Origin of the sequence: Burkholderia sp. BCC1985 (assembly GCF_905339915.1) — a bacterium.
Classification (GTDB): domain Bacteria; phylum Pseudomonadota; class Gammaproteobacteria; order Burkholderiales; family Burkholderiaceae; genus Burkholderia.
Window position 1 is genome coordinate 102,325 of the sequence record NZ_CAJPGY010000006.1, and the last position, 26,355, is coordinate 128,679.

20 protein-coding genes and 1 pseudogene are annotated in these 26,355 nt (G+C 67.6%); 8 read left to right on the forward strand and 13 right to left on the reverse strand.

What is annotated here, in order from left to right; genetic code table 11:
- Positions 1-3 precede the first annotated feature (3 nt).
- The 3 genes from acnD to prpB form a co-directional block, all read right to left on the reverse strand.
- On the reverse strand, positions 4-2,598 hold the full coding sequence (acnD, locus tag U4Z31_RS07925; protein WP_321809912.1) for a Fe/S-dependent 2-methylisocitrate dehydratase AcnD: 2,595 nt from the start codon (positions 2,596-2,598) through the stop codon (positions 4-6).
- An 81-nt stretch (positions 2,599-2,679) separates the two neighbouring features.
- Positions 2,680-3,852, reverse strand: a complete 1,173-nt coding sequence (gene prpC, locus U4Z31_RS07930; protein WP_044845011.1) for a 2-methylcitrate synthase — start codon at positions 3,850-3,852, stop codon at positions 2,680-2,682.
- 116 nt (positions 3,853-3,968) lie between these two features.
- A complete protein-coding gene (gene prpB / locus U4Z31_RS07935) occupies positions 3,969-4,862 on the reverse strand; it encodes a methylisocitrate lyase (RefSeq protein ID WP_044845010.1) in 894 nt (297 codons plus the stop codon).
- A 170-nt stretch (positions 4,863-5,032) separates the two neighbouring features.
- Between prpB and prpR the strand changes: the two genes are divergently transcribed.
- Positions 5,033-7,021: a propionate catabolism operon regulatory protein PrpR gene (gene prpR, locus U4Z31_RS07940; RefSeq protein WP_321809913.1), complete on the forward strand. Its 1,989-nt coding sequence runs from the start codon at positions 5,033-5,035 to the stop codon at positions 7,019-7,021.
- 54 nt (positions 7,022-7,075) lie between these two features.
- Here prpR and U4Z31_RS07945 read toward each other — a convergent pair whose 3' ends face one another.
- Positions 7,076-7,729, reverse strand: a complete 654-nt coding sequence (locus U4Z31_RS07945; protein WP_321809914.1) for a CGNR zinc finger domain-containing protein — start codon at positions 7,727-7,729, stop codon at positions 7,076-7,078.
- Positions 7,730-7,984: 255 nt separating this feature from the next.
- Between U4Z31_RS07945 and U4Z31_RS07950 the strand changes: the two genes are divergently transcribed.
- Entirely contained in the window at positions 7,985-8,368 is a 384-nt protein-coding gene (locus tag U4Z31_RS07950; RefSeq protein ID WP_044845007.1) for a VOC family protein, read from the forward strand.
- A 195-nt stretch (positions 8,369-8,563) separates the two neighbouring features.
- On the opposite strand, the gene U4Z31_RS07955 is transcribed toward U4Z31_RS07950, so the two are convergent.
- A complete protein-coding gene (locus tag U4Z31_RS07955; RefSeq protein ID WP_044845006.1) occupies positions 8,564-9,412 on the reverse strand; it encodes an ureidoglycolate lyase in 849 nt (282 codons plus the stop codon).
- A 654-nt stretch (positions 9,413-10,066) separates the two neighbouring features.
- On the opposite strand from U4Z31_RS07955, the gene U4Z31_RS07960 reads away from it, so the two are divergent.
- Together U4Z31_RS07960 and U4Z31_RS07965 are read left to right on the forward strand one after the other, a co-directional pair.
- Positions 10,067-10,891 carry an IclR family transcriptional regulator gene (locus U4Z31_RS07960; RefSeq protein WP_185500306.1) on the forward strand — a complete coding sequence of 275 codons (825 nt, stop codon included), beginning with the start codon at positions 10,067-10,069 and terminating at the stop codon, positions 10,889-10,891.
- Between the two features lie 244 nt (positions 10,892-11,135).
- A complete protein-coding gene (locus U4Z31_RS07965) occupies positions 11,136-11,687 on the forward strand; it encodes a hypothetical protein (protein ID WP_321809915.1) in 552 nt (183 codons plus the stop codon).
- Between the two features lie 686 nt (positions 11,688-12,373).
- On the opposite strand, the gene U4Z31_RS07970 is transcribed toward U4Z31_RS07965, so the two are convergent.
- From U4Z31_RS07970 to U4Z31_RS07990, 5 genes are all read right to left on the reverse strand, one after another.
- Positions 12,374-14,743 carry a GNAT family N-acetyltransferase gene (locus U4Z31_RS07970; RefSeq protein WP_321809916.1) on the reverse strand — a complete coding sequence of 790 codons (2,370 nt, stop codon included), beginning with the start codon at positions 14,741-14,743 and terminating at the stop codon, positions 12,374-12,376.
- 572 nt (positions 14,744-15,315) lie between these two features.
- On the reverse strand, positions 15,316-15,612 hold the full coding sequence (locus U4Z31_RS07975) for an H-NS family nucleoid-associated regulatory protein (RefSeq protein ID WP_044845003.1): 297 nt from the start codon (positions 15,610-15,612) through the stop codon (positions 15,316-15,318).
- Between the two features lie 104 nt (positions 15,613-15,716).
- On the reverse strand, positions 15,717-16,001 hold the full coding sequence (locus tag U4Z31_RS07980; protein ID WP_235879175.1) for a hypothetical protein: 285 nt from the start codon (positions 15,999-16,001) through the stop codon (positions 15,717-15,719).
- Between the two features lie 61 nt (positions 16,002-16,062).
- Positions 16,063-16,602: a BON domain-containing protein gene (locus U4Z31_RS07985; RefSeq protein ID WP_124486053.1), complete on the reverse strand. Its 540-nt coding sequence runs from the start codon at positions 16,600-16,602 to the stop codon at positions 16,063-16,065.
- Between the two features lie 66 nt (positions 16,603-16,668).
- A complete protein-coding gene (locus U4Z31_RS07990) occupies positions 16,669-18,156 on the reverse strand; it encodes a sigma-54 interaction domain-containing protein (protein ID WP_321797890.1) in 1,488 nt (495 codons plus the stop codon).
- A 326-nt stretch (positions 18,157-18,482) separates the two neighbouring features.
- Between U4Z31_RS07990 and U4Z31_RS07995 the strand changes: the two genes are divergently transcribed.
- Together U4Z31_RS07995 and U4Z31_RS08000 are read left to right on the forward strand one after the other, a co-directional pair.
- The gene (locus U4Z31_RS07995; RefSeq protein WP_321809917.1) at positions 18,483-19,886 is read left to right on the forward strand and encodes a GntP family permease; all 1,404 of its coding nucleotides are present in this window, start codon (positions 18,483-18,485) and stop codon (positions 19,884-19,886) included.
- 465 nt (positions 19,887-20,351) lie between these two features.
- A complete protein-coding gene (locus U4Z31_RS08000; protein ID WP_321809918.1) occupies positions 20,352-20,603 on the forward strand; it encodes a DUF4148 domain-containing protein in 252 nt (83 codons plus the stop codon).
- A 48-nt stretch (positions 20,604-20,651) separates the two neighbouring features.
- Here the strand turns inward: U4Z31_RS08000 and U4Z31_RS08005 are convergent, their stop codons facing one another.
- Both U4Z31_RS08005 and U4Z31_RS08010 read right to left on the reverse strand, forming a co-directional pair.
- Positions 20,652-22,247, reverse strand: a complete 1,596-nt coding sequence (locus U4Z31_RS08005) for a thioredoxin family protein (RefSeq protein WP_321809919.1) — start codon at positions 22,245-22,247, stop codon at positions 20,652-20,654.
- 553 nt (positions 22,248-22,800) lie between these two features.
- Positions 22,801-22,938: pseudogene (locus tag U4Z31_RS08010) on the reverse strand (GNAT family N-acetyltransferase); the annotation flags it as partial.
- A gap of 336 nt (positions 22,939-23,274) precedes the next feature.
- On the opposite strand from U4Z31_RS08010, the gene U4Z31_RS08015 reads away from it, so the two are divergent.
- On the forward strand, positions 23,275-23,550 hold the full coding sequence (locus U4Z31_RS08015) for a hypothetical protein (RefSeq protein ID WP_044844996.1): 276 nt from the start codon (positions 23,275-23,277) through the stop codon (positions 23,548-23,550).
- A 163-nt stretch (positions 23,551-23,713) separates the two neighbouring features.
- Positions 23,714-24,706, forward strand: coding sequence for a DedA family protein/thiosulfate sulfurtransferase GlpE (locus tag U4Z31_RS08020; protein WP_044844995.1), 993 nt, complete (start codon positions 23,714-23,716; stop codon positions 24,704-24,706).
- A gap of 67 nt (positions 24,707-24,773) precedes the next feature.
- On the opposite strand, the gene U4Z31_RS08025 is transcribed toward U4Z31_RS08020, so the two are convergent.
- Entirely contained in the window at positions 24,774-26,246 is a 1,473-nt protein-coding gene (locus U4Z31_RS08025) for an OprD family porin (protein ID WP_321809920.1), read from the reverse strand.
- Positions 26,247-26,355 lie beyond the last annotated feature (109 nt).

The following is a 26,355-nucleotide window of genomic DNA, read 5'->3' on the forward strand; positions in this document are numbered from 1 at the left end:
CGGTCAAGCCGCCTGCGACGATTCGAGGAAGTCCTGCGCGAAGCGCTGCAGCACGCCGCCCGCGTCGTAGATCGACACTTCCTCGGCCGTATCGAGCCGGCACGTCACCGGCACTTCCACGCGCTCGCCGTTCTTGCGGTGAATCACCAGCGTGAGATCGGCACGCGGCGTGCGCTCGCCGATCACGTCGAAGGTCTCGGTGCCGTCGATGCCGAGCGTCGTGCGGTTCGTGCCCGGCTTGAACTCGAGCGGCAGCACGCCCATCCCGATCAGGTTCGTGCGGTGGATCCGCTCGAAGCCCTCGGCGACGATCGCCTCGACGCCCGCGAGCCGCACGCCCTTCGCGGCCCAGTCGCGCGACGAGCCCTGGCCGTAGTCGGCGCCCGCGATCACGATCAGCGGCTGCTTGCGATTCATGTACGTCTCGATCGCTTCCCACATCCGCATGACCTTGCCGTCCGGCTCGACGCGCGCGAGCGAGCCCTTCTTCACCGCGCCGTCGACGACCGCCATCTCGTTGATCAGCGTCGGGTTCGCGAAGGTCGCGCGCTGCGCGGTCAGGTGGTCTCCCCGGTGCGTCGCGTACGAGTTGAAGTCTTCTTCCGGCAGGCCCATCTTCGCGAGGTATTCGCCGGCCGCGCTGTTCGCGAGGATCGCGTTCGACGGCGACAGGTGGTCGGTCGTGATGTTGTCGCCGAGGACCGCGAGCGGGCGCATGCCCTTGAGCGTGCGCTCGCCGGCCAGCGCGCCTTCCCAGTACGGCGGGCGGCGGATGTACGTGCTCTGCGCGCGCCAGTCGTACAGCGGCGCCGCGCGCTCGCCCGCATCGGCCGCGCGCGCGAACATCGGTTCGTAGACCTTGCGGAATTGCTCGGGTTTCACGCTCGACGCGACGATCGCGTCGATCTCCTCGTCGGTCGGCCAGATGTCCTTCAGCGTGACGGGCTTGCCGTCCTGGTCGTGGCCCAGCACGTCCTTCTCGATGTCGAAGCGGATCGTGCCGGCGATCGCATACGCGACGACGAGCGGCGGCGACGCGAGGAACGCCTGCTTCGCATACGGGTGGATACGGCCGTCGAAGTTGCGGTTGCCGGACAGCACGGCCGTCGCGTACAGGTCGCGATCGACGATCTCCTGCTGGATCTTCGGATCGAGCGCGCCCGACATCCCGTTGCAGGTCGTGCACGCGAACGCGACGATGCCGAAGCCGAGCTTCTCGAGCTCCGGCAGCAGGTTCGCTTCTTCCAGATACAGCTCGACCGCCTTCGAGCCCGGCGCGAGCGAGCTCTTCACCCACGGCTTGCGCGTGAGGCCGCGCGCGTTCGCGTTGCGCGCGAGCAAGGCCGCGGCGATCACGTTGCGCGGGTTGCTGGTGTTCGTGCAGCTCGTGATCGCGGCGATGATCACCGCACCGTCGGGCATCTCGCCCGCCTTCTCTTCCCACTGGCCAGCGATGCCGCGCGCGGCGAGGTCGGACGTCGGCAGCCGCTTGTGCGGGTTCGACGGGCCGGCCATGTTGCGCACGACGCTCGACAGGTCGAACGTCAGCGTGCGCTCGTATTGCGCATTGTTCAGCGTATCGGCCCACAGGCCCGCCGCCTTCGCGTAGGTCTCGACCAGCTTCACCTGCTCGTCGCTGCGGCCGGTGAGGCGCAGGTAGTCGGTCGTCTGGCCGTCGATGAAGAACATCGCGGCCGTCGCGCCGTATTCAGGCGCCATGTTCGAGATCGTCGCGCGATCGCCGAGCGTGAGGCTCGCCGCGCCTTCGCCGCGGAATTCCAGATACGCGCCGACCACCTTTTCCTTGCGCAGGAACTCGGTCAGCGCGAGCACCACGTCGGTTGCCGTGATGCCGGGCTGGCGCTTGCCGGTCAGTTCGACGCCGACGATGTCGGGCAGGCGCATCCACGATGCGCGGCCGAGCATCACGTTCTCCGCTTCCAGCCCGCCCACGCCGATCGCGATCACGCCGAGCGCGTCGACGTGCGGCGTATGGCTGTCGGTGCCGACGCAGGTGTCCGGGAACGCGACGCCGTCCTGCGCCTGGATCACCGGCGACATCTTCTCGAGGTTGATCTGGTGCATGATGCCGTTGCCCGGCGGGATCACGTCGACGTTCTCGAACGACCGCTTGGTCCATTCGATGAAGTGGAAGCGATCCTCGTTGCGGCGATCCTCGATCGCGCGGTTCTTCGCGAACGCGTCCGGATCGAAGCCGCCGCACTCGACGGCGAGCGAGTGGTCGACGATCAGCTGCACGGGCACGACCGGGTTCACCTTAGCCGGGTCGCCGCCGCGCTCGGCGATCGCGTCGCGCAGGCCCGCGAGGTCGACGAGCGCCGTCTGGCCGAGGATGTCGTGGCACACCACGCGCGCCGGGAACCACGGGAAGTCGCGTTCGCGCTTGCGCTCGATGATCTGCTTCAGCGACTCGGCGAGGATCGCCGGATCGCAGCGGCGCACGAGGTTTTCGGCGAGCACGCGCGACGTGTACGGCAGCGTGTCGTACGCGCCGGGGGCGATCGCTTCGACCGCGGCACGTGCGTCGAAGTAGTCCAGCGACGTGCCGGGCAGGGGTTTGCGGTTGGCGGTATTCATGATGTGGGGCGGAATTCGGGGTAAGACGTTGCGCGCGCGCCGGCGGCCCGCATCACGGGCGCCGGCGCGCGCGGCCGAAGATCAGCGCTTCTCGATCGGCACGAACTGCAGGTCTTCCGGACCCGTGTAGTTCGCGCTCGGGCGGATGATCTTGTTGTCGACGCGCTGCTCGATGATGTGCGCGCTCCAGCCGGACGTGCGCGAGATCACGAACAGCGGCGTGAACATCGCGGTCGGCACGCCCATCATGTGATACGACACCGCGCTGAACCAGTCGAGGTTCGGGAACATCTTCTTCGCGTCCCACATCACCGATTCCAGGCGCTCGGCGATGCTGTACAGCTTCAGGTCGCCCGCTTCCTTCGACAGCTTGTGCGCGACGCCCTTGATCACCTTGTTGCGCGGATCGGAGATCGTGTAGACCGGGTGGCCGAAGCCGATCACGACTTCCTTGTTCTCGACGCGGCGGCGGATATCGGCCTCGGCGTCGTCCGGCGAGCTGTAGCGGCTCTGGATTTCATACGCGACTTCGTTCGCGCCGCCGTGCTTCGGCCCGCGCAGCGCGCCGATCGCGCCGGTGATCGCCGAATAGATGTCCGAACCCGTGCCCGCGATCACGCGGCCGGTGAACGTCGATGCGTTGAACTCGTGCTCCGCGTACAGGATCAGCGACGTGTGCATCGCGTCGACCCACGACTTCGACGGCGTCTTGCCGTGCAGCAGGTGCAGGAAGTGGCCGCCGATCGAGTCGTCGTCGGTTTCCGTCTCGATGCGCTTGCCGTTGTGCGAGAAGTGATACCAGTAAAGCAGCATCGAGCCGAGCGACGCCATCAGGCGGTCGGCGATGTCGCGCGCGCCCGGCAGGTTGTGATCGTCCTTCTCCGGCAGCACGGTGCCGAGCACCGACACGCCGGTGCGCATCACGTCCATCGGATGAGCCGACGCCGGGATCTGCTCGAGCGCGGCCTTCAGCGCGCTCGGCAGGCCGCGCAGCGCGCGCAGCTTGGTCTTGTATGCGGCGAGTTCGGTCAGGTTCGGCAGCGTGCCGTGCACGAGCAGGTGCGCGATTTCCTCGAACTCGCACGATTCGGCGACGTCGAGAATGTCGTAGCCGCGATAGTGCAGGTCGTTGCCGGTCTTGCCGACCGTGCACAGCGCCGTGTTGCCGGCCGTCACGCCCGACAGCGCCACCGACTTCTTCGGCTTGAATGCGCCTGCGGCGGCCGGTGCTGCTGCGTCTTTCGTCTCGCTCATGTTTCCGTTCTCCAATGGGTATCTGGGGTGTCACGTCGGCCGGGCGCGGCGCTCGTGCGCGCGGCCCGGCTTCATGCAAAGCGTTCCGGGAACCGTGTCCCGGCGCGCGGGCCGCGTTACTTCTTGCCCTGCGCGAACAGTTCGTCGAGCTTTTGCTCGTACGCGTGATAGCCGAGGAAGTCGTACAGCTCGGCGCGGGTCTGCATGGTCGGCACCGCCGCCTTCTGCGTGCCGTCGCGGCGCAGCGTCTCGTAGAAATTCAGCGCGGCCTTGTTCATCGCGCGATACGCGCCGCAGCAGTACAGCGCGATGTCGACGTTCGCCTCGCGCAGCTCGTCGAGCGTGAACAGCGGCGTCGAGCCGAACTCGGTCAGGTTCGCGAGGATCGGCACCTTCACCGCGGCCTTGAAGCGGCGATAGTCGTCGAGCGTCTTCATCGCTTCCGGGAAGATCATGTCCGCGCCGGCTTCCACGTAGGCGATCGCGCGCTCGATCGCGGCGTCGATCCCTTCTGCAGCGGCCGCGTCGGTGCGGGCCATGATCACGAACTGGTCGTCGGTGCGCGCGTCGACCGCGGCCTTCACGCGATCGACCATTTCGTCGGTCGGCACGACTTCCTTGCCCGGACGGTGGCCGCAACGCTTCTGGCCGACCTGGTCCTCGAGGTGGACGGCCGCGACACCGGCCTTGATGAACGAACGAACCGTGCGCGCGATGTTGAACGCGCCGCCCCAGCCCGTATCGATGTCGACGAGCAGCGGCAGGTCGGTCGCGTTGGTGATCCGGTTCGCGTCGATCAGCACGTCTTCCATCGTGCTGATGCCGAGATCGGGAATGCCGAGCGAATTCGCGGCGACGCCGCCGCCCGACAGGTACACGGCCTTGAAGCCGACGGCCTGCGCCATCTTGGCTGCGTACGCGGTGATCGCGCCGACCACCTGCAGCGGCTGCTCGGCCGCGACTGCCGCGCGGAATTTCGCGCCGGCGCTCTGAAGATGCGTGTTGCTCATGAACGGCCTCCTGAAGGAATGACCATGAACAGCAAGGACCGGGCCAGCTTGTGAAGCGGGGCTAACCCACTGATTTTTAAGCAACCGGCATGGGCGAGGCAGCGCCCAATGATTTCATTTCAGCAATTTCAGGTTTCAAAAATGAAATCGCGCGCGCATAATCGGTCGCCATGGACCTCTCCTCGACCAAGCCCGTCGGCCCGGCCGACCGCACGGTGCGTCCGCGCATCTGGGCGATGGGCATCAGCCGCCTGCGCGACCTGTTTCGCGAGATCGCCGGCGAATTCGACGAACGCGCCGACGTGCGCATCGTCACGCGGGCCTATGAAGACGCGCTGAGCGCGATCGCGGAGGCCGGCACCGCGCGCCCCGACGTGATCGTCGCAGCCGGCTCCAACGGCGGCTTCCTGAAAACGCGTGCGCAGGTGCCGGTCGTGGTCGTGTCGCCGACCGGCTTCGACGTGATGCAGGCGCTCGCGCGCGCGCGGCGCGACGCGTCGCGGATCGCGCTCGTCAGCGCCGGCGAGACGCCGCCCGAAGTGCGCCGCTTCGTCGCCGCCTACGGCCTCGACGTGCAGTTTGCGTCATATCAGTCCGCGCAGGAAGCGGAAGCCTGCGTGCACGACCTGCACGACCGCGGCATCGAGACGATCGTCGGCCCCGGCCTCGTCACCGATCTCGCGGCGAGCGCCGGCATGGGCGCGGTGTTCCTGTATTCGCACGCGTCGGTGCGCAAGGCGGTCGAGACGGCGCTCGAGGTCGCGTACGCGACGCACGCCGAGGCGTTTCGCCGCCAGCGGCTCGACAACCTGCTGCAGCACCTGCGCGACGGCGTGGTCGCGCTCGACGCGCGCGGCCGCGTCGAAGCCATCAACGAGCGGCTCGCGTCGGCGCTCGGGGTCGAACCCGCGGCGGCCGTCGGCCGCGCGCTCGTCGACCTGCGTCCGGAACTGCGCACGCTGCGCGGCGAGGACGGCGACGCGCTCGCGACCGTGCGCGGCGTGCGCTACGTCGTGCATCGCGGGCCGCTCGTCGATCGCGGCGTCACGTCGGGCAGCGTGCTGACGTTCCAGGAATCGCGCGCGGTCGAACGGCTCGACCGCGCGCTGCGTTCGCAGCCGAACACGCAGCAGTTCGCGGCGCGCTACACGCTCGACGACGTGGTCGGCGCGTCCGCGCCGATGGCGCGCGTGCGCGATCTCGTGCGCCGCTACGCGAAATCCGATGCGACCGTGCTCGTGCTCGGCGAAAGCGGCACCGGCAAGGAAATGATCGCGCAGAGCCTGCACGCGCTGTCGGTGCGGCGCAGCTATCCGTTCGTCGCGATCAACTGCGGCGCGTTTCCGGAGGCGCTGCTCGAGAGCGAGCTGTTCGGTTACGAGGAAGGCGCGTTCACCGGCGCGCGGCGCGGCGGCAAGACCGGGCTGTTCGAGGCCGCGCACCGCGGCACGCTGTTTCTCGACGAGATCGGCGAGATGCCGCCGTCGCTGCAAAGCCGGCTGCTGCGCGTGCTGCAGGAGCGCGAGGTGATCCGTCTCGGCTCGACCGAGCCGATCCGCATCGACGTGCGCGTGATCGCCGCGACGCACCGGCCGCTGCTCGCGGCCGTCGAGGCCGGCACGTTCCGCGCGGACCTGTATTACCGGCTCAACATCCTGAACGTCGGCCTGCCGCCGCTGCGCGAGCGCGCCGCCGACATTCCGGCGCTGGCGGCCACGCTGCTCGTGCAGGCCGCGCGGCGCGAGCCGCGGCTGGCCGAACGCATACGCGAGGCCGACGATGCGATGCGCGTGATCGGCGCGACGCAGGCGACGCTCGCGCGCTACCGCTGGCCCGGCAACGTGCGGGAACTGCAGAACGTGGTCGAGCGGATCGCGGTGGAACTCGCCGAGGAGGTCGACGAGCACGATCCGGGCGCCGCGTGCGCGGCACTCGCGCCCGATGCGCTGCAGGCGATCGCACCCGAGCTGTTCGCGGCGCCGCCCGATGCGGCCGATGCCGACGCCACCGACGCGCAGACGCTCCACGCGCGCCGCCGTCGCGCGGAAGCAGACGAGATCCGCGCGGTGCTCGATGCGTGCGGCGGCGATCGCGATCGCGCGTGCGCGATACTCGGCATCAGCAAGACGACGCTGTGGCGGAAGCTGTCGGCGAAATAGGTTCGGGCGGGATGGGCGCGATCGACGCGTGACGCACAGGGACGCGCGCTGCCGTCAATCGGCCTTGTGATAGTGGCGGTACGCCTTCGCGCGATTGCCGCAGGACGACATCGAGCACCAGCGGCGGCTGCCGTTCTTGCTGTCGTCGATGAACAGCCACTGGCATGCGTCGTTCGCGCAGCGCTTGACCTTCGCGAGGCGCGCGCCGCCGAGCAGGTCGGTCGCCGACCACAGCACCGGGCTCAGCAGCCCCGCGAGCGTCGCGCCCGCTGCCCCGATCCGCCACGCGTAACCGCCGTCGATCCGCGCGAGCGCGACGCGCGGCGCCGCTTCCGCCAGAAAACCGCCCAGCAGCGCGAGATCGTCGGCTTGCGGCTCGCGCCGCTCGGCCTGCGCGTGAAAGAGCCGGTACAACGCCTCGCGCAGCGCGAGCGCGCGCGTCAGCATCGCCGGCGCGTCCTCCTTCTCGGTCTCTTGTGCTTGTGCGCGACACGCGTCGGCCAGGCCGGCCGGCACGCCAGCCTGCTCGCGGCACCACGTGAACAGGTCGTCCAGCGTGCCGAAGGTTTCGGTCGGCACGTCGGCGCCACGCCAGTACAGCGTGTTCGCGAAATCGATGCTCAGCGTTTCGGACGGCGCCGGAACCAGGCAGTCCGTCGTGACGGAAGGTTGCGTTTTGCTCATGACGCGATCGTATCTAACCACCATGCCGGTTGACAAGCATCCGGGCGCTTCCTAACATAACCAGCATGGTGGTTAAAAACGGGTTTGCTGCTGTGATGTCCCCTCTTTAGTTCAAGGAGCCACAGATGATCGATCGTTTTTCGCACGACGTTGTCCACACCGGCCGCAGCCGCGCGTTCCACGACAGCATGCTGGGCGCGCTTCGCCACAAGCGGATGGCCTGGTGGTTGTAAGCAGGTTTGCTGCACTGATGCCCCCCTTCAGTTCAAGGAGCCACAGATGATCGATCACCTTTCGTTCGGCGTTGCCCACATCGACCGCAGCCGCGCGTTCTACGACAGCACGCTCGGCGCGCTCGGTTACAAGCGGCTGTACAGCGACGACGGATCCCTCGGCTACGGCACCAGCGAACCGGTGCTGTGGTTGCAGCACGCGGCGCGTCCGGTCGTCGCCGATCCCGATTCAGGGTTGCACCTGTCGTTTCGCGCAGCGTCGCCGGTGGAAGTCGATGCGTTCTACCGCGCCGCGCTGCAGCACGGCGGACAGGACAACGGCGGGCCTGGCAAACGCGAGCACTACGGCCCCGGCTATTACGCGGCGTTCGTCGTCGATCCCGACGGGTATCGCCTCGAAGCCCATTGCGAGCTGGGCAACGTCGTCTGATCCGCCGAGTCCCAACGCGGATGAACGACAAGGGCCCGCTTCCGCGTCATGCGGAACCGGGCCCTTGTCTTTGTTGCATCGGGGTCGGCGCTCGACTCGCGTCGGTCGCCGCCGGCGATCCGGCGACGGGTCCGGCGGCGCTGGCGGATAGCCAGCCGGTTACGTCCGCCAGCCTCGCCCGCGCCGCGCGAGCGCTCACTGCGCGTTGCGCGTGCTCTGTAACTGCTCGCCGAGCCCCGCGATCCCGAGGCGCACCGTCTGACCGGCCTTCAGGAACACCGGCGACGGCTTGATGCCCATCCCGACGCCCGGCGGCGTACCGGTCGTGATCACGTCGCCCGGTTGCAGCGTCATGCAGGTCGACAGGTAGGCGATCAGTTGCGCGACGGTGAACACCATCGTGCGCGTGTTGCCGTTCTGATAGCGGTGGCCGTCGATCTCGAGCCACAGGTCGAGGCGCTGCGGATCGGGCACCTCGTCGCGCGTGACGAGCCACGGGCCGATCGGGCCGAACGTGTCGAAGCCCTTGCCCTTGTCCCACTGGCCGCCGCGCTCGATCTGCCACTCGCGCTCGGACACGTCGTTGACGACGCAGTAGCCGGCGACGTAATCCAGCGCGCGCGCTTCGTCGACGTCCTTGCACGTCGCGCCGATCACGACGCCCAGCTCGACTTCCCAGTCCGTCTTCACGGAGCCCTTCGGGATGTCGATGCCGTCGTTCGGGCCGCAGATCGAACTGGTCCACTTGCCGAACACCACGGGTTCCTTCGGCACCGGCATGCCGGCTTCGGCTGCGTGATCGGCATAGTTGAGACCAATGCCGATGAACTTGCCGACGCGCCCGACGCAGGCGCCGATGCGCGGCTCGCCGGAGACGAGCGGCAGCGTGGCCGGGTCGATCGCGCGCAGGCGCGCGAGACCGGCGTCGGACAGCGCGTCGCCGGCAAGATCCGGCACGTGCGCGGACAGGTCGCGAATCCGGCCGTCCGCGTCGAGAATACCGGGCTTTTCCTGGCCCGACGGGCCATAGCGAAGCAGTTTCATCGTGCTCAACCTCTGTTGTCGAATGTGACAGGATACCGGCCGACGCGGCCGCTGACGGCCACGCGCCGGACTGAATGCCGATCGTCGATGACGCGCGTCGGCCCCCGAATCCGGCAGGCCAATCGACACGCGAGGCTCGCGCAGGCGCAGCGATCGCGGCGCCGCACCGGGTGCGACGCGCATCGAACGGGCGGCCGCCGGTCTGCGCATCGGCGACGACGGCCCGGCATCCGCGCCATGTGCCGGCCGATGCCGGTCGGCTTCACGCGCGGCCGCACCGTCGCTGGCCCGCCGCTCTTTGTACCATCGGCGGCCCGCCGTGAAGTGGCGCGCGACGGATACCGACTATTGGTGCGCCTGCGGAGATTGCACAGCAGCATCGGGGCCGCCGAACCATCGGCTTTACGCCCAATGCTGCGGTCCTTCGATACCGAAAGATGAATGTCGAATATTTCTTACGACCCTGTCATCGGGAACGGCACGTGATCCGTTCTTGCTGGACAACGATCGGCAAAAAGACGCCGCATTGCACACTGAACGTTTATTGTCAGGCTCGTCCGGACGGCAGTCACATCCGCATGCGGCTTCGCGAATCTGCGTGCAAACCGGCCAGCGTGCGTCGCCAACCGATTGGCTATTCCCGGACTTCCTACCATGACGCAAACGACCAATAACCCGCTCCCCGGCAGCGACGCACGGGCGTCGATGGGCGCAGCCGACCGCTATCGCGCACCCGCCCTCGACAAGGGGCTCGACATTCTCGAACTCCTGTCGGAACAAAAGGAAGGACTCACCCGCACCGAAATCACGAAGGAGCTCGGCCGCAACGCGAGCGAGATCTACCGGATGCTCGAACGTCTCGTCGCGCGCCGCTACGTGATGCGCTCGAGCGGCGGCGACCGTTACACGCTCAGCCTGAAACTGTTCGCGCTCGCGCACCGCCATCCGCCGATGAACCGGCTGATCGCCGAGGCCTTGCCGCTGATGCAGCGCTTCGCCGATGCGGCCGAACAGTCGTGCCATCTGACCGTCTACGATCGCGGCAACCTGCTCGTGATCGCACAGGTGGACGGCCCCGGCCCGTGGGGCGTGTCGGTGCGGCTCGGCTCGCGCGTCGGGCTTGCCGATACGGCGTCGGGACGCGTGATGCTGTCGTTCCAGGGTACCGAGCAGCGCGCGCACATGCTGGTCGAGCATCGCAAGGTCAAGGGTGAAACGCCGATGAACGAGCAGGAACTCGCGCACGCGTGCCAGTCCATCCGCCAGTCCGGCTACGTGCGCCAGGACAGCCGCCAGGCATACGGCGTCACCGACCTGAGCGCGCCGATCCTCGGCCCGGCCGGCCATGCGATCGCGGTGCTGACCTGCCCGTACATGCGCCGGATCGACGCGCACATGGCGCCGTCCGTGGAGGTGGTCGTCGCAAGGCTGCGCGATACGGCAGGCCAGTTGTCGATGTGCCGCGCGGAGACTTGCTGAATGTGGTTGAGCGGGCGACCGCGTTGAAAGTGGTCGGGCGGTCGGGCGCGGCGGGCGGTCGTTCGGTCAGCGGGTCGGGCAGGCCAGTGCGACGCCGCCCACGCGGTATGCGATGCGCGCCGGTCGCGCAGGCGTTCGTACCGGCATTCCGCAGACCGTTTCCGGATGCGCGGACGCCGCGCTACGCTAGAATAGCGGCCCTCTCAAAAACTACGGCGGCCGGCTGTCGCGGCCGTCGTATCCGATGGATGTCATGGCCAAACTTCTGAACGATCAAGAATTCCAGCGTTTCTCCGAACTTCAGCAGAAGCAGGCGAGCTTCACGATCACGTCCGAGGAAGCGGACGAGCTGCGCGACATCGTCGCGCGCGCGCAGAAGAAGCGCGACGACCGTGCCGCAGCGATGCGGGCGATCGAGAACTACATCGAGCAGTTCGACATCACGCCCGACGAACTCTTTTCGCCCGAGCAGATCGGCGACGCCGCACGTACCTACGGCCTCATCACGGCCACCAAGAAGGAACGCACGCTGCCGCCGTCGATCACGTTCAACGGCAAGCCGTACCAATGGACCAAGACGCTTCCGGACGACGTGCGCGGCGCGCTGTTCGATGCATTCACGTCCGGCGAATCGGTCAAGCGCTTCATCGCGATGCCGAAGGACATCGCGCGTTGCGCGCTGACGATCGCCCGCCTCGAGCGCGAAACCGGCGGCGTCTATGCCGACGCGCACCTCGAAGAACTCGCGATTTCGCGTGAGCAGGTGAACGACGCGGCGTCGAAACTCGCCGCATAAACGCTGCTGCGGGCACGGTTCATGCGTGCCCGCACCGGCGCGGACGCCGGCAAAAGCCGGCGCCGCGCCAGCCGGAGCACTGCGTTCGCAAGCTCCCGAAAAATCTCACCGAAGCGTCCCGTAAGCGCTCACCTTGGCATCCCGGAAAAGCTCACCTGAAGCCCCCGGAGACGCTCACCAACCCCTTCCCGAACGTTCTCACCGATGCCTCCCGGAGATGCTCACCGGGCCCTCCCGGAAAGGCTCACCAGGGCTTTCTGCAAGGGCTCACCGGCAGGTCCCCGGAAAGGCTCACCGAGCACTCCCGTATCGGCTCACCCGACAGCTCCCGGAAAAGCTCAATCGCGGCTCCCGAAAAGTCTCACCTTTGCTCTGTTTCCGATGCTGCGCGTGCGAAATGCCGGAGTTCGTGCGCTCGACCACGGCCCCGGAACCGGTGGTACGCGGAGGTCATCGGCGCACGCAACGCGCCCGCCGCGGATGCCGTGACTCGACGCGCTCGACATTCCCCGCCGGTCACCGAGCGAACGTTGTACCGATCCGCGCAGTCGAGAGAACCAGCCGAACGATCGGCACACCGAACGACGACGAATTCGCTCGGCAGCGCCTGTGCATCATCGACATCATGCATGCCGTACCGGCTCTGCACGCTGCCGCCGGACGCGCGAGCACGCTCACCCACGCAATTACGGTTGCAGCTTCATCCTGAACCCCACCACGCCGGGTTCCTCCGTCGTCGACACGGCGAAGCCGCACGCCTTCGCCAGCGAGATCATCGCGGTGTTCTCGCGCAGCGCCTCGCCGATCATCCATCCGGTGCCGCGCGACCGCGCATAGTCGATGATGCGGGTCATCATCAGCCGCCCGAGGCCCTTGCCCTTCTGATCGGGCCGCACGGCGATCGCGAACTCCGCCGTCTCGTTGTCGGGATCGGTAACCGCACGCGCCACCGCGAGCGTGTGCGACCGGCCCGACACGTCGGTGAACGACACGATGAAGGCCATCTCGCGGTCGTAGTCGATCTGCGTCATGCGCGCGACTTGCGAATGATCGAAGCTGCGCACCGCGCCGAAGAACCGCATCCGCAGATCGTCCGGCGTCATCGCGCCGAGCAGTTCGTTGTGTGCTTCCTCGTCTTCCGGACGGATCGGACGGATCGTCACGGTCTCGCCGCGCCATTCGAGCGTCTGCTCGAGATGGCGCGGATACGGCATGATCGCGAGCCGGCTGCGCCCGGCCGCCACCGTGATGCGCGGCCCGACCACGTATGCCCGATCGGACAGCACGCGCAGCGTGACCGACATCGCGACGACTTCGCGCACGTCGCAAACGACTTGCGACAGTGCCGTCAGCGCATCGAGCGTGGGTTCGACGGGCGTGCGGCGCGCATATGGCGAACGCTCCATCACCGCGCGGGCGAGCACCGTATTCAACGGCGGCAGCCCGTACACGACGAACGGCGCCGATACGCCATCCGCCGGCGGCACGGCATAACGGAACACCGGGCCGAAGTTCGAATCGTCGTACATGTCGACCGTGACGTCGACGATTCTGGCTCCGGCCGATTCGTCGGCCGGTGAATCGGCCGGCTCGCCGTGCAGGCCGAAGTGGGAGAGCCAATGCAACGCCGCTTCGCCGGCCAGTTCATGCTCGCCGGCCTCGACCATCCGTCGCGCCTCGGCCTGCGCGGATGCAACGCATTCGGCCGGCTGCTGCGGCGTGCCCTCGGGCGTCTGCATCAGCAACTGCCGCCCGAGGTTGTAGTCGACGAGCCGTGCGTATGCGCGCGCAAGCCGCTGCGGCGTGGTGTGCACGGGAATGCCGTTCGCGTGCAGTGCGTCGCGCGTCGCCGCGTCGACCGCACCGAAGAAACACGCGAGGATGCCGCGGTACGCGTACTGCCGCGATTCGATCAGCGTGCGCGCGACCGCGTCGGCCGGCGCGCTGTGAGACGTCGAATGCACGACGAACAGCGTGCCCGTTTGCGGAAACGGCGCGAGCGCCTTGATGGCGGCGCCGAAATGTTCGGGACGCGCATCGTCGCCGAGCGTCAGCGGATTGCCGGGGGCGGCCAGATGCGGCAGCGCGGCCGCGACCGCCGACGTGGCCGCCGCCGGCCAGTCGGCCAGCACGTCGCGCACCTCCGCGACCGCATCGACCGCGAGTTTCGCGACGCCTGCGTCACTCGTCACGAGCGTCGCCGCGCCGCGCGCGGTGACGCGCCCGACGCCGAGCGTCTCGATCTCGTCGAGCAGATCGTCGAGCGCATCGACACGCACCAACCCCGCGCGCTGGAACGCCGCCGTGTAAAGCGCGTCGCCGGGATCGGCGCGCCCGGTACGCAGCGCGAGCACCGGCTTGTTGCGCGCCGCCGCGCGCGCTGCCGACATGAACTTGCGCGCGGCGCACACGGTGTCGAGTTCCAGCAGGATCGCGCGCGTGCCGGGATCGCTGGCGAGGTAGTCGAGCACGTCGCCCGCATCGACGTCGGCCTCGCGGCCCAGCGCGACGACATGCGAAAAACCGAGGCCTCGCGCATCGGCCCAGCCGAGTACCGCGTTCGTCAGCGCGTTCGATTGCGACACCCACGCGACGCCGCCCGATCGTGCCGTATAGGCCGGCGCGCCGAAATGCGCATGCCGCGCGGGCGACAGCACGCCGAGACTGCCGGGCCCGACGATTCGGAGCACGAACGGTTTCGCGGCCTTGAGCGTGCGATCGAGCGCGGCGCGATCGGCGTCGGTGCGCGCCTCGCCGACGATCACCGCGACGCGCGTGCCGATCTCGCCGAGCTTGCGTACGATGCCGGCCCACGTGGCAGGCGGCGTGCAGATCACGGCGACCGACGGCGGCGCGGGCAGCCGGTCGACATCGGCCACGACCGTGTGCCCGTTCAGTTCGCGATGCTTCGGATTGACGGGCCACACGGGCCCCTCGAACGCGCCGTCGAGCACGCGCGCCCACACCATCGCGCCGATACTGCCCGCGCGCGACGATGCACCGACGACCGCGACGGAGCTGGGCTGGAACAACGCATCGAGATGGCGGACGGTCACATCGGCTCCATACGGTAACGAAAGACGACACGACCGGCACACGGGCACGGATGGCCGTGCACCGGTCGACGCGAACTCCAAGCATAGGCGAACCCGGTGCGGCTGCCTATATGCCGAACGGCCGACTGTGCGACGCGCATCAATGCCCGCAACATGGGCCGGTCGCCGACGCCTTCGCACGACGCAATGGGCGAAGGCGACACGATGCGGTCATCCGGCCGTCACTTCAAAGGTGAGGATTTACAGGAACCATGGTGAGCAACTTCGGGAATTGCACGGCGCAATGCGCCAATGCGCGAGAGGTGACGGCAATCGGCGGTACGTCAGCACCGCGGCGATCGACAACGCCAATGCGCGCATGCCGCGTAATTGCGGGGTTGTTTACCGGAATTCGCGGCGATATCCGGTCGAATCGCGGTGAATTCGCAAAACGGCATCCGTCAATCGCGCGGCATTGGCGTTCAATTCGCGGTTTCAAGTCGTGCTGCCGCCACCCAAAAACAAAACGGTGCGACGGCCGCATGGCCGTTCGCACCGTCAGTCAGCGCACGAAAGGTGAGAATTTTCGGGAGTCAGTCCTTGATCAGGAAACGCGCGCGGTTCTTGCCGAGCCATGCCGGCGCACGCCCGCGGCCACTCCACGTTTCGCCCGTCTTCGGATTCAGGTACTTCGGCGGCAACGGACGCTTCGGTTTCGCGGCGGCAGCAGTGCCGATCGGCCGGAAACCGAGCTCTTCCGCGGTAATGTCGAACTCCTCGATTTTCGCCCGAATGGCGGCAATCGCATCGGCAATCGCCTTTTCGCGTTCCTTGTCGATCTTTTGCTGAAGTCTTTCGAGCTGCGCTGTCAGTTGCCTGTAGGTCGCCATATTGGATGGGACTCCGTGAGTGTTATTCATGAAAAATAGCCGACTCCAAGCGAATGGAAAAGCGCTTCACCCGATTATGGTCTCCTTATCCAGGCATATCGGGATCAATAGCCGCTTTTCCTCTTGCATGCGAAGAGAAGATTTCGCACGGCGTCATCGGTCGATTGCTGGAGAACGTCGTATTCCCCATTGCAGATGGCACGGGCATTGTCCGTGCAATTGCTCCAGTCGCTGCCGGTGCACTGCACCTGCGTAGTCGGGCGCCCGTCAGAAGTGAACAGCGGCGCCCCACCGCCGCAGCCGCCGAGCCCCGCAACCAGGGCCAACAATCCGGCCCGACGCCAATGCGTTCGAGGCCACCGACAGACCGACGCAAGCATGTGATTCATTGTTCTTTCCGTCAACCGATTTTTGAATGCCGCGAGTATGCCACGCACCGTCGTCACACGTTCAGTCCCGCGCTCGGTCCGGCGTCCGGTCCGGGCGTCCGCGCGTCTTGTACGGCACGGCCCGGTGCGGATCGTCGGTGATGCGAACGAACACCTGCTCGACGTCGGGGAGCGCGCCGAGTTCGCGCGCCAGCGCCTCCCGATCGAATGCCGGATCGGCGCACCCTTCGACATAGATGAAGCGCCGCTGCACGGTGATCCACAGGCTCGTGCCCTGCAGACGATCGGTGCCCGCGAAATGCGCTTTCGCCGCCTCGGCGATCGGCGCGTCATACATATAGGAATTCGGTTTCGTGCAGCGGTGAGCGAGCCAGCAGGTGGTCCCGCGCTCGGCGCGGTAATGCGCGTCGTCCGTCATCTCGGCACGCGTCATCCACGGGCCGAGCGGCAGCGGGCATTCCGCGAAGCCCCGCGACAACGCGACGAACGGATCGTTGTACCAGTTGCGCCGCACCGCAGGCGAATCCTCGTCGCCCGACTGAGCGAACGAGGACGTCGCCGCCAGTATGGCCAGCCATCCGGCCATGCCGATTCGCTTCATCGTTGTCTCCTGTCGGGCACTTCACCGGTGCCGTTCGTCATGTCCGGGCGCATCCGCCGCCGCTTGCTACCGGTCGATCCCGAGCGCCGCGAGTTTCTTGTAGAGCGTCGCCCGGCCAATGCCGATGCGGGCGGCCGCTTCCACGACCTTCCCGTCACAGGCCGCGAGCGCGTCGATCAGGAACTGGCGCTCCCACGCGGCCAATGCATCGGCATACGAAACGACCGGCACACCGGCGGCACCCGATGCGTCGCCCGCGTCCCGGCCGAGCGGCAACGGAACAGCCCGCGTGCCCGCCGGCACGCTGTCCGGCGCCACGCGCACCGGCCCGAGGAACGGCGCGAGCGCACCCGCATCGATCACCGAGCGATCCGACAGCATCAGCGCGCGCTCGAGCGTATTGCGCAACTCGCGCACATTGCCCGGCCACGGGTACGCGCACAGCATCCGCAGCGCATCGTCGGTCAGTTCGCAGTGCGCGGCACGGCCGTGCTGCGCGGCGAGTTCCTCGAGCGTCGCATAGACGAGCGCCGCGATGTCGGACGCGCGCTCGCGCAAGGGCGGCGCGTGAATCGTCAGCACGTTGAGCCGGTAATAGAGATCCGCGCGAAAGCGGCCGGCCTCGACCAGCGCCGGCAGGTCGGCCGACGTCGCGGCGATGATCCGCACGTCGGCGCGCACGATCCGGTTCGAGCCGACCGGTTCGAACTCCTTGTCCTGCAGCACACGCAGCAGCTTGCCCTGCAGCGGCAACGGCATGTCGCCGATCTCGTCGAGAAACAGCGTGCCGCGATCGGCCAGTTCGAACTTGCCGACGCGTCCCTTGCGGTCGGCGCCGGTATACGCGCCCGGCGCCGCGCCGAAGAATTCGGTTTCGAGCAGCGTGTCGGGAATCGCCGCGACGTTGACGGTCACGAGCGGCTGGAGCGCGCGCGCCGACGCCGCGTGGATCGCATGCGCGAGCAGTTCCTTGCCGGTCCCCGTCTCGCCGAGCAGCAGCACCGGCGAATCGACCTGTGCCGCGCGCCGCGCCTGCCGCTTGGTTTCGAGGCTTGCGGCGCTCGTGCCGACGAAGCTCGCGAACGTGTATTTCGCGCGGCGCGCCTGCGCGAGCGAACGCTGCGTCGCGATCAGTTGCTGCTGAAGCTGCGCGTAACGGGAGAAGATCGGCGTGAGCGTCTTCAACTGGTCGAACAGCGCAAAGCCGATCGCACCGACCGTCTCGCCCGCCTCGTTCTTCAACGGCAGGCGCGTGACGACGAGCGGCTCGCGGCCCGTCTCCATGATGTCGAGCAGGATCGGCTGTCCGGTCGACACGACCTCGCGCATCAGGCTGTTCGGAATCACCGCCTCGCAGTCGAGGCCGACCGCCTGCTGCGGATCGGCGAACCCGAAGCGCGCCGCATAACGCTCGTTCATCCACACGACGCGCGCGTCGCGATCGACGACCACCGTGCCCGCACTCGAATCCTCGAAGGTCCGAAACAGCGACTCGGCGGCGCGCAGCAGCACGTCGCCGTAATTGACGGGCAGGCGCGCCCAGTCGTTCATCATCGTGTCGTCGTCTCCGCGTATGCTTGGCCGGATGTCTCCGGAACGGGACGCAGTATCTCATTTTGGAGACACGCCGGAATGCCTTGTCCGGGAAAGCCCTGCCCGATTCGATCGGCTGTCCCGACGGCCAAAGCGTCTCCGGATGGAGACGATTTATGTAGAATCTTCAGACATTGGCCGGCGCGGGCCCGCCGGTCCGCGCCGGACCCATGTCCGGCGGCGCAATGCGGCCGATGGCACGAAATCTGCAAGAACCTGGGCCGGTCCGCGGCGCGCTCCGCGATCGAACAACAACCAAAGCCATTCCAAGCTATTAGGAGACTCCCTTGTCTTTCGTGATCGTCCTCGCCGCGCTGGCGTTCCTGATGTTCGCCGCGTATCGCGGCTACAGCGTGATCCTGTTCGCGCCGATCGCCGCGCTCGGCGCAGTCCTGCTGATCGAACCCGCCGCCGTCGCACCGGTCTTCTCCGGCATCTTCATGGAGAAGATGGTCGGCTTCGTCAAACTGTATTTCCCGGTATTCATGCTCGGCGCCGTGTTCGGCAAGGTGATCGAACTGTCCGGGTTTTCCGAGTCGATCGTGCACGCCGCGATCCGCTACATCGGCCGCTCGCGCGCGAATGCGGTGATCGTCGCGGTGTGCGCGCTGCTCACCTATGGCGGCGTGTCGCTGTTCGTCGTGGTGTTCGCGGTGTACCCGTTCGCGGCCGAGCTCTATCGCCAGAGCAACATTCCGAAGCGGCTGATGCCCGGCGCGATCGCGCTCGGCGCGTTCTCGTTCACGATGGATTCGCTGCCCGGCACGCCGCAGATCCAGAACATCATCCCGACCACGTTCTTCAAGACGACCGCCTGGGCGGCACCCGCACTCGGCACGATCGGCTCGCTGTTCATCATCGTCGTCGGCCTCGCGTACCTGGAATGGCGCCGCCGTTCGGCGATGGCGAAGGGCGAAGGCTACGGCACGTCGCTCGTCAACGAGCCGGAGCGCATCGAAGCGACGGCACTGCCGAATCCGGCGCTGGCGATCCTGCCGCTGCTCCTCGTCGGCGCGTCGAACTTCACGTTCACGAAGCTGATTCCGCAGTGGTACGGCGCAGCGTCGTACACGGTCGCGCCGGACGTGCTGCCCGGCGTGCACACGCCGGTCACGACGTCGATCAAGACCGTCGTCGCGATCTGGTCGGTCGAGGCCGCGCTGCTGCTCGGCATCGTGCTGGTCGTCCTGACCGCGTTCAAGCGCGTCAGCGACCGCTTCGCGGCCGGTTCGAAGGCCGCCGTCGGCGGTGCGCTGCTCGCCGCGATGAATACCGCATCGGAATACGGGTTCGGTGGCGTGATCGCCGCGCTGCCGGGCTTCCTCGTCGTCAGCGACGCGCTGAAGAGCATTCCGAACCCGCTCGTGAACGCGGCCGTGTCGGTCAGCTCGCTCGCCGGCATCACCGGGTCGGCGTCGGGCGGCATGAGCATCGCGCTCGCCGCGATGTCGGACCTGTTCATCAAGGGCGCGCAGGCCGCCAACATACCGATGGAGGTGCTGCACCGGGTCGTCGCGATGGCCAGCGGCGGCATGGACACGCTGCCGCACAACGGCGCCGTCATCACGCTGCTCGCGGTCACGGGCCTCACGCACCGCGAGTCGTATCGCGACATCTTCGCGGTCACCGTGATCAAGACGCTCGCGGTGTTCTTCGTGATCGCCGTGTACTACACGACGGGCCTCGTGTAAGCGCACGCATCGGGCGGCGTTCCGAGCGCCGCCCAACCCTGCCGGCCGCATCGACGCGGCCGGCGCGCCTTCCTGCCTCCGCGGGTTCCCGGCTGTTCGACCGTCCGGCATTGCCGCAGCGGGGCAGCGGCATCACAGCGCGATGCTTGTCGCGACGCGCCGCACCTTCCCGATACCTGCGCTTGCAAACCAGCACGGATCGCCGGGATTCGCATCCGCCACTTCGTCCCCGACCGACCGGAATCGCTCGACGCCACATTGCGGTGCAGACCGGACGACCTGTCGCCCGTCACGCGCCGCCATCCGGCGCCGTCCGCTCCACCGTTCATTGTTTCCGGCAGCAGAACACTGCGTTGGGAGCGATCGCATTTTTCCCGCGCGTGGTCGGGCCTACACTGCTTTCAACCGTCGCCGCTTCGTCAAACGAAGTCCGGCCGCCCAGCTGGAAACATGGAGGTCACGATCATGAAGCGCCTGATTCACGCAGTTGCCGTTGCCCTGGCCGTATCGGCCCCGCTCGCCGCGCACGCGCAGTCGAACCCGCCGCTCACGCGCGCGCAGGTCCGCGCCGAAGTGAAGGCGCTCAAGCAGGCCGGCTTCCAGCCGAGCGACTGGTTCTATCCGGCCAGCATCGTTTCCGCCGAAGCGAAGATCGCGCGCCAGCAAGGTGCCGGATATGGCAACGACCGCGGTGCATCACCGGAGTCGGCCCGGTAATCGCCGCAACGACGCGGCCGTCCCGCCCGACCGCTCCGTCGCGAGCCGTCACGCCTTCACCGGCTCGATCAGTTTCGCGCATGCCGCTGCCTGCGGATCGCCCGGCGGCAGCTTCGCGCACACTCCGTCGAACTGCTTCACGACCGACCTGACCGACGCATCGTGCGCGCCGCCGCCGCGCCAGCGATTCAGTTGCGTGACGACCTTGGTCAGCGCGCGCAGGTTCGCCCCATAAAACGCATCCTTGGTCTTGCCGGCCTGCGCGAGCACGCTCGCGGCGATCGCTTCGATACGCGCCGAATCGTCCGGCGCCAGCGCGACCGCATTCGCGAAATAGGTCGCGCCCCAGCGCAGCTTGGTCGCCGGTCCGCTCGCCGAGTCGTATGCCTTGCGGTACCAGTCGAGCGCCGCGGCCTTGTCGCCGCGCGCCTTCGCATTCGCGGCCAACCCCGACATGAAGTAGTACGGCGTCGCCGAACGCGGCAACTCGGCCTTCAGCAAGACGTCGGATTCGTCGTACAGCCCCGCGTCGGTCAGCGTGTCCGCCGCTTCGCTGACGAGCGCCTGCCGCTCGTACGCGTTCGCGGCGCCCTGCACCGATGCGGCAATCTGCTTGCGCGCGGTATCGACCAGCGCCGGCGCGGCGAGCGGCGCGCCACCGTGCGCGTCGTTGCGCGCGAGCAGCACGCGGCCGTGCAGCGCCATCAGCCGGTCGATCGACGACAGCGTCGAATCGGTCGACAGGCGCGCGAGCGCCGTGTCGTACGCGTCGCGCAACGTCGTGCGCTGCGCGGCGTCGCCGCCGAGGTATGCGACCACGCGCGCGGGCGCCGCGACCAGCACGTCCGAATCCGCCCGCGCCAGCGCCGGTTCGCGCAACACCGCGCGCAGCGCGTCGGCGAGCGCCGCCTTGTCGAGCGCGCCGGCCTGTGCGGGATCGTCCGATGCCGCCACCACCGCCGACTTCAGCGCGAAGCGCGCGGCGTCCGCCTTCGCGCCGGCGGCGCGCGCACGTTGCGACAGCGTCTGCAGCGTCAGCGCGACACGATCGGCCGGCACCGGCAGCGCGCCGTCGGTGTCCCAGGAATAGTCGGCCAGCAGATGCCATTCGGCCGGCGTCAGCGCCGCGCCGTTGTTCAGCGCGGTCGAGAGCGTCTGCCGCACCGGATGCGCGGCCGTCATCCCGAGCGACAGCGCCTGCATGTAGCGCTCGAGATCGGCCTCGCCCGGCAGCCGCGTCACTTCGGTGCCGTCCGGACGGAACAGGATCATCGTCGGATAGCCGTGCACCTTGAAGCGCTCGCCGAGCTTCTGCGCGCTTTCGGTATCGCCGTCGAGATACACGGGCACGAAGAACGACGAGCGAGCCTTGAATGCCTGCTGGCTGAAGATCGTCGACTTCACCTGGTTGCACGACGGGCACCATACGGCACCCCAGTACAGCAGCAGCGGCTTGCCGGTGCGCTTCGCGAGCGCGAACGCGGCATCGACGTCGCCCTGCTGCCAAGCGATGCCGGGCGGCAGATGCGCGCCGCCGCTCGACGGGCCCGATACGGGAGCGCCCTGCGGCGCGTTGGTGGCAAACGCCGCACCCGCGGCGGCGAACAGGCAGGCGGCAGTCAGGTTACGGAGGACGGTTTTCATCAAGGCGGGTTCCGTTGAAAGAGACGGTTGCGGATAGCGGCGGCGCGCGACGGCGGAACCGGTACGCTGCGACGGCCGGCCCATGCGCACGAAACGGCGAAGCGAAAACTCGACGAAGCGACGCAACAACGAAGGGCATCGACGAATGGCACGACGCATGCCGGCATCGGCCGTGGGCATCGCGTAGGGATCACGCAGGCATCGACGCGAAAAGCCCCGACCAGCCGCTGCATGCGCACACCGCGCAGCAGTACCAACTGCGGCTACCACAGCGACCGGCAAATCATTCGACGATACGATTCGCGCGGCCGGTTGAAAACGAACGAATTCTCGAATGGATATGAAGTGTGGCGTCGCCGACGTGCGCGCCTGCGCGGTCGACGCGACCACCCACTGCGCTGCATGCGGCGCTGCATTGACTGCCGTCGGTCGCTGCACGCGATCGGGTACACAGAGGCGGGCACGACAAGGCGCACGACACGGCCAATGCATGCACATGCCGCGGCCGATGCAACGACGCGCGCCGGCCCACACGCGCCTCAGCACGCTTCCATTACAGCCGCCCCTTGATCCGCGCCATCTGAAACACCGATGCATACGCGCCGTCGCGCAGCGCATAGTCCGGCGCCTCGCCTTCTATCCGAAAGCCGTGCTTTTCGTACAGTGCGATCGCCGCCGGGTTGTCGATGAAACCGACAGCGACGCCAGCTTCTCCAGCCGCGTGGCCGGCCGCGTCGAAACGGGCCGCCACTCGGTCAGCGACCCGGCGATGGGCCTCGCCGACCGCTTCTGACGGCGCCCGCGCCGCCCGGCCGCGCACCGGCCGGGCGCCGGGCGCGGATCGGTCCGATCCGGCCAAAACGCCCGCCCGGCGCGGCTCAAACATCAGAAGGATGGCCGGTGCAGCCCTCATTCAGGGACCACGAAAATGCTCCGTGTTGTGGCCCATTCGCGTTAAACTTCGTCAAGCTGCATTCAACAACGACATCTTCGCCAACCTGGCACACACGATACGAGGATAGGTTCGATGCGCACTACCGGCTCATCCGGGGCAATGACCCTGCTCACCGAACATGACCCGGCCGACGGCCGCGAACTGCGCTCGCTCCGGCTCGAATCGACCGACGACGGCAAGAGCGTGCTGCTGATCGACATCGACGAGCGCAAGCCCGGCATTCACCGCGAGGTTCGCTACGAGATCACGCCGGCCGAGCTGATCGCGGCGATCCGCTCGCACGGCGCCGAACTGCCTGGCGAAAACCACGGCGCCGCCTCGCTCGTCCGCACCCCTACCCCTTCGTGATGTCGACCGGTGAGCCGCGCACAACGCACCGGCTCACCGATCCGCCCGCATCACCCTGCCGCCGTCAGGCGCTTTGCGTCATTCCCCGCCGTCCGCTTGAAAATGGCCGATAATCGGCCCATCTTCGTACCTTCCACACGCGCTTCCTTTTCGGCCAGCCGTCATGCTCCGTGACCTCGTCGCCCAATACGGGCCGCTTCTCGTCTTCGCCAACGTGCTCGCGGCGGCCATCGGCCTGCCCGTACCGGCGATGCCGACGCTCGTGCTGTTCGGCGCGATGGCCGCGATGAATCCGGCGATGATCGGCTCGCAGCTCCTGACGGTGCTGGCGCTGTCGGTGCTCGGCGCGCTGATCGGCGACACCGTGTGGTACGTCGCCGGGCGGCGCTACGGCGGCACGACGCTGAAGACGATCTGCCGGCTGTCGCTGTCGCGCGACACCTGCGTGAAGAAGACCGAACGATTCTTCGGCCGCTACGGCGTGCGCGTGCTCGCGGTCGCCCGCTTCATTCCCGGGCTGTCGCTCGTGTCGGTGCCGATGGCCGGCGCGCTCGGCACGCGCTATCGCACGTTCGCCGGCTACGATGCGCTCGGCGCCGCGCTGTGGACGATCGTCGGCCTCCTCGCGGGGCTCGTGTTCTATCGGCAGATCGACTGGCTGTTCGCCGGCGCGAGCCGGCTCGGCCGCGCGGTACTGCTGGTGATCGTCGCACTGCTGGCCGTCTACGCGGCCGTGCGCTGGATGCGCCGCCGCGCGCTGATCCGCCAGCTCGCGACTGCGCGGATCGGCGTCGACGAGCTCGAAGAACTGCTGCGCGATGCGGCCGCGCCGGTGGTGCTCGACGTGCGTTCGCCCGAACACCGCAAGCTCGACCCGTTCACGATTCCCGGCGCGCAGTTCGCGGACGAACGGCACATCGAGGACATCGTCGCGCGCTATCCGTTCTCGCAGAAGTTCGTCGTGTATTGCTCGTGCCCGAACGAAGTGACGGCCGCGCTGATGGCCAAGCGCCTGCTCGACGCAGGCTTCACCGATGCGCTGCCGCTGCGCGGCGGCCTCGATGCCTGGCGCGACACGGGCCGCCAGCTCACGTCGCTGGTGGAGGACATGCCCGCCGCGAACGATCCGGTGGCGGGGTTGCACAAGCCGGCCTGATCGAACGGGTCGCAGGCCGGCCGCGCGAGACGAAAACGACTGAAGGGGACGTTGCGTCCCCGTTCGATCAGAACGCGTGCAGCGGCACGTTCACGACCAGGCGGTACTCCTTGTTGGTCGCGTCCGCGGTATGCGTGGAACCGGTGTGCCACATCGCGATGAACGTGACCTTCGTGTCCTTCAGCTTGCCGCTCTGGAACGTGTACGACGGGATGAAGCCGAACTCGTGGTGACGGCCCTGCACCGGCGCGCCGTTGCTCCAGTAGATGCTCGACTTGCTCGGATCGTTCGCAGCCCCTGCGCTGCCGTCCGCGCCCCAGCCCGTCACGCCCCAGGCCATCGCCTTGAAGCCTGGCAGGCCCGCTTCCTTGCCGTAGAACGTGTAACGCAGCTGCAGCGACTTTTCGTGCGGCGCGTTGTAGTCGACGTCCATCGAGTTGGTCAGGAAGATGCCGTTCGTTTCGTTCAGGTAGTCGAAGAACTGGTCGCCGAGCACCTGCTGATAACCGAGCAGCAGTTCGTGCGGGCCGTGCTGCGCGGCCACCGACAGGCTGTACGCGTTGTTGTTGATCTTGCCCTGCAGCGCGTCGCCCGTGTCGTGCGTCGAGTAAACGTTACCAAAGCCGGTCCACTTGATCGACTTCGTATCGCCGATGCTGTGCTTCACCGACGCGTAGTACTGGTGCCACACGTCGTCGGCCTGGTTGGCGTACAGCGCGACTTCGCCGTCCGGCGAATAGTCCCACGTGCCGCCGACGTAGGTCAGGCGATTGATGCGCGTGCCGCCGTATTGCGTCGTGAGGTTGGTGAGCGTCGTGTGGCCGCGCGCATCGGTCTTCGTGAAGCTGCCGGCCTCGAGCATCACGTTCTTGAATTCGTTGCTGACGATCGTCGCGCCGAGGAACGTCGGCGGCAGCGCGCGGTTGTCGTGCTGTTCCATGAACGGGTTGTCGACGGCCTGCAGACCGTACTTGACCACCGTGTTCGAGATGCGCGCCTTCACGTCGTAGATGCCCGGATAGGCCCATGCGAGCTGGTTCGAACCGCCGCCGCCCTTCGCGATGTGCACCATGCTGCCCGCGCCGGCACCGCCGTCGAGCTTCAGCGCCGCATACAGCGACGCGTCGAAGCCGATGCCGATCAGGCCGGTCGTGTAGCCCGACTCGAAGTTCGCCATCGCGCCCTGGACCCACGCGTGACGGTGCGGGCCGCCCTTGTTGTCGAGCGTGTCCGCATAGTTGCGGAACAGGAAATTCAGGTGGCTGTCGGCAATGAAGCCGTTCGACTTCGACTGTGCCGAAGGCTCGTCGGGCGGCGTGACGGCCTGGGTCGCCTCGGCGTTGATAATGGCGTTCGGGGTCGTTGCCTGCGCAACCGATGTGCCTGCGCCGGCGGACGGCGCCGCCTGCGCGACCGTCAGCGGTGCGGGGGCCGCGTCGTCGGCGTACGCCACGCCGCTCAGCGATACGCCGGCTAGCGCCGGCAAGCCCCATGCAAGCAGCATCTTCGATGCCGTCCCGATCGTCTTTTGCTTGTTCATCGTCATTCTCGTCTTGTGTTGATGTCGTCCACGCCGGTTGCGATCCGCTTCCAGCCCCCCGGCGAGCCCGGTTAAGGACGCGCCTTTACCCGCGGCGCGAAGATCATTC

Excerpts from the sequence above, each read along its gene's own strand:
- acnD (WP_321809912.1), bottom strand. The coding sequence starts at position 2,598 with ATGAATACCGCCAACCGCAAACCCCTGCCCGGCACGTCGCTGGACTAC.
- prpC (WP_044845011.1), bottom strand. The coding sequence starts at position 3,852 with ATGAGCGAGACGAAAGACGCAGCAGCACCGGCCGCCGCAGGCGCATTC.
- prpB (WP_044845010.1), bottom strand. The coding sequence starts at position 4,862 with ATGAGCAACACGCATCTTCAGAGCGCCGGCGCGAAATTCCGCGCGGCA.
- prpR (WP_321809913.1), top strand. The coding sequence starts at position 5,033 with ATGGACCTCTCCTCGACCAAGCCCGTCGGCCCGGCCGACCGCACGGTG.
- U4Z31_RS07945 (WP_321809914.1), bottom strand. The coding sequence starts at position 7,729 with ATGGTGGTTAGATACGATCGCGTCATGAGCAAAACGCAACCTTCCGTC.
- U4Z31_RS07950 (WP_044845007.1), top strand. The coding sequence starts at position 7,985 with ATGATCGATCACCTTTCGTTCGGCGTTGCCCACATCGACCGCAGCCGC.
- U4Z31_RS07955 (WP_044845006.1), bottom strand. The coding sequence starts at position 9,412 with ATGAAACTGCTTCGCTATGGCCCGTCGGGCCAGGAAAAGCCCGGTATT.
- U4Z31_RS07960 (WP_185500306.1), top strand. The coding sequence starts at position 10,067 with ATGACGCAAACGACCAATAACCCGCTCCCCGGCAGCGACGCACGGGCG.
- U4Z31_RS07965 (WP_321809915.1), top strand. The coding sequence starts at position 11,136 with ATGGATGTCATGGCCAAACTTCTGAACGATCAAGAATTCCAGCGTTTC.
- U4Z31_RS07975 (WP_044845003.1), bottom strand. The coding sequence starts at position 15,612 with ATGGCGACCTACAGGCAACTGACAGCGCAGCTCGAAAGACTTCAGCAA.
- U4Z31_RS07980 (WP_235879175.1), bottom strand. The coding sequence starts at position 16,001 with ATGAATCACATGCTTGCGTCGGTCTGTCGGTGGCCTCGAACGCATTGG.
- U4Z31_RS07985 (WP_124486053.1), bottom strand. The coding sequence starts at position 16,602 with ATGAAGCGAATCGGCATGGCCGGATGGCTGGCCATACTGGCGGCGACG.
- U4Z31_RS07990 (WP_321797890.1), bottom strand. The coding sequence starts at position 18,156 with ATGATGAACGACTGGGCGCGCCTGCCCGTCAATTACGGCGACGTGCTG.
- U4Z31_RS08000 (WP_321809918.1), top strand. The coding sequence starts at position 20,352 with ATGAAGCGCCTGATTCACGCAGTTGCCGTTGCCCTGGCCGTATCGGCC.
- U4Z31_RS08005 (WP_321809919.1), bottom strand. The coding sequence starts at position 22,247 with ATGAAAACCGTCCTCCGTAACCTGACTGCCGCCTGCCTGTTCGCCGCC.
- U4Z31_RS08015 (WP_044844996.1), top strand. The coding sequence starts at position 23,275 with ATGCGCACTACCGGCTCATCCGGGGCAATGACCCTGCTCACCGAACAT.
- U4Z31_RS08020 (WP_044844995.1), top strand. The coding sequence starts at position 23,714 with ATGCTCCGTGACCTCGTCGCCCAATACGGGCCGCTTCTCGTCTTCGCC.
- U4Z31_RS08025 (WP_321809920.1), bottom strand. The coding sequence starts at position 26,246 with ATGAACAAGCAAAAGACGATCGGGACGGCATCGAAGATGCTGCTTGCA.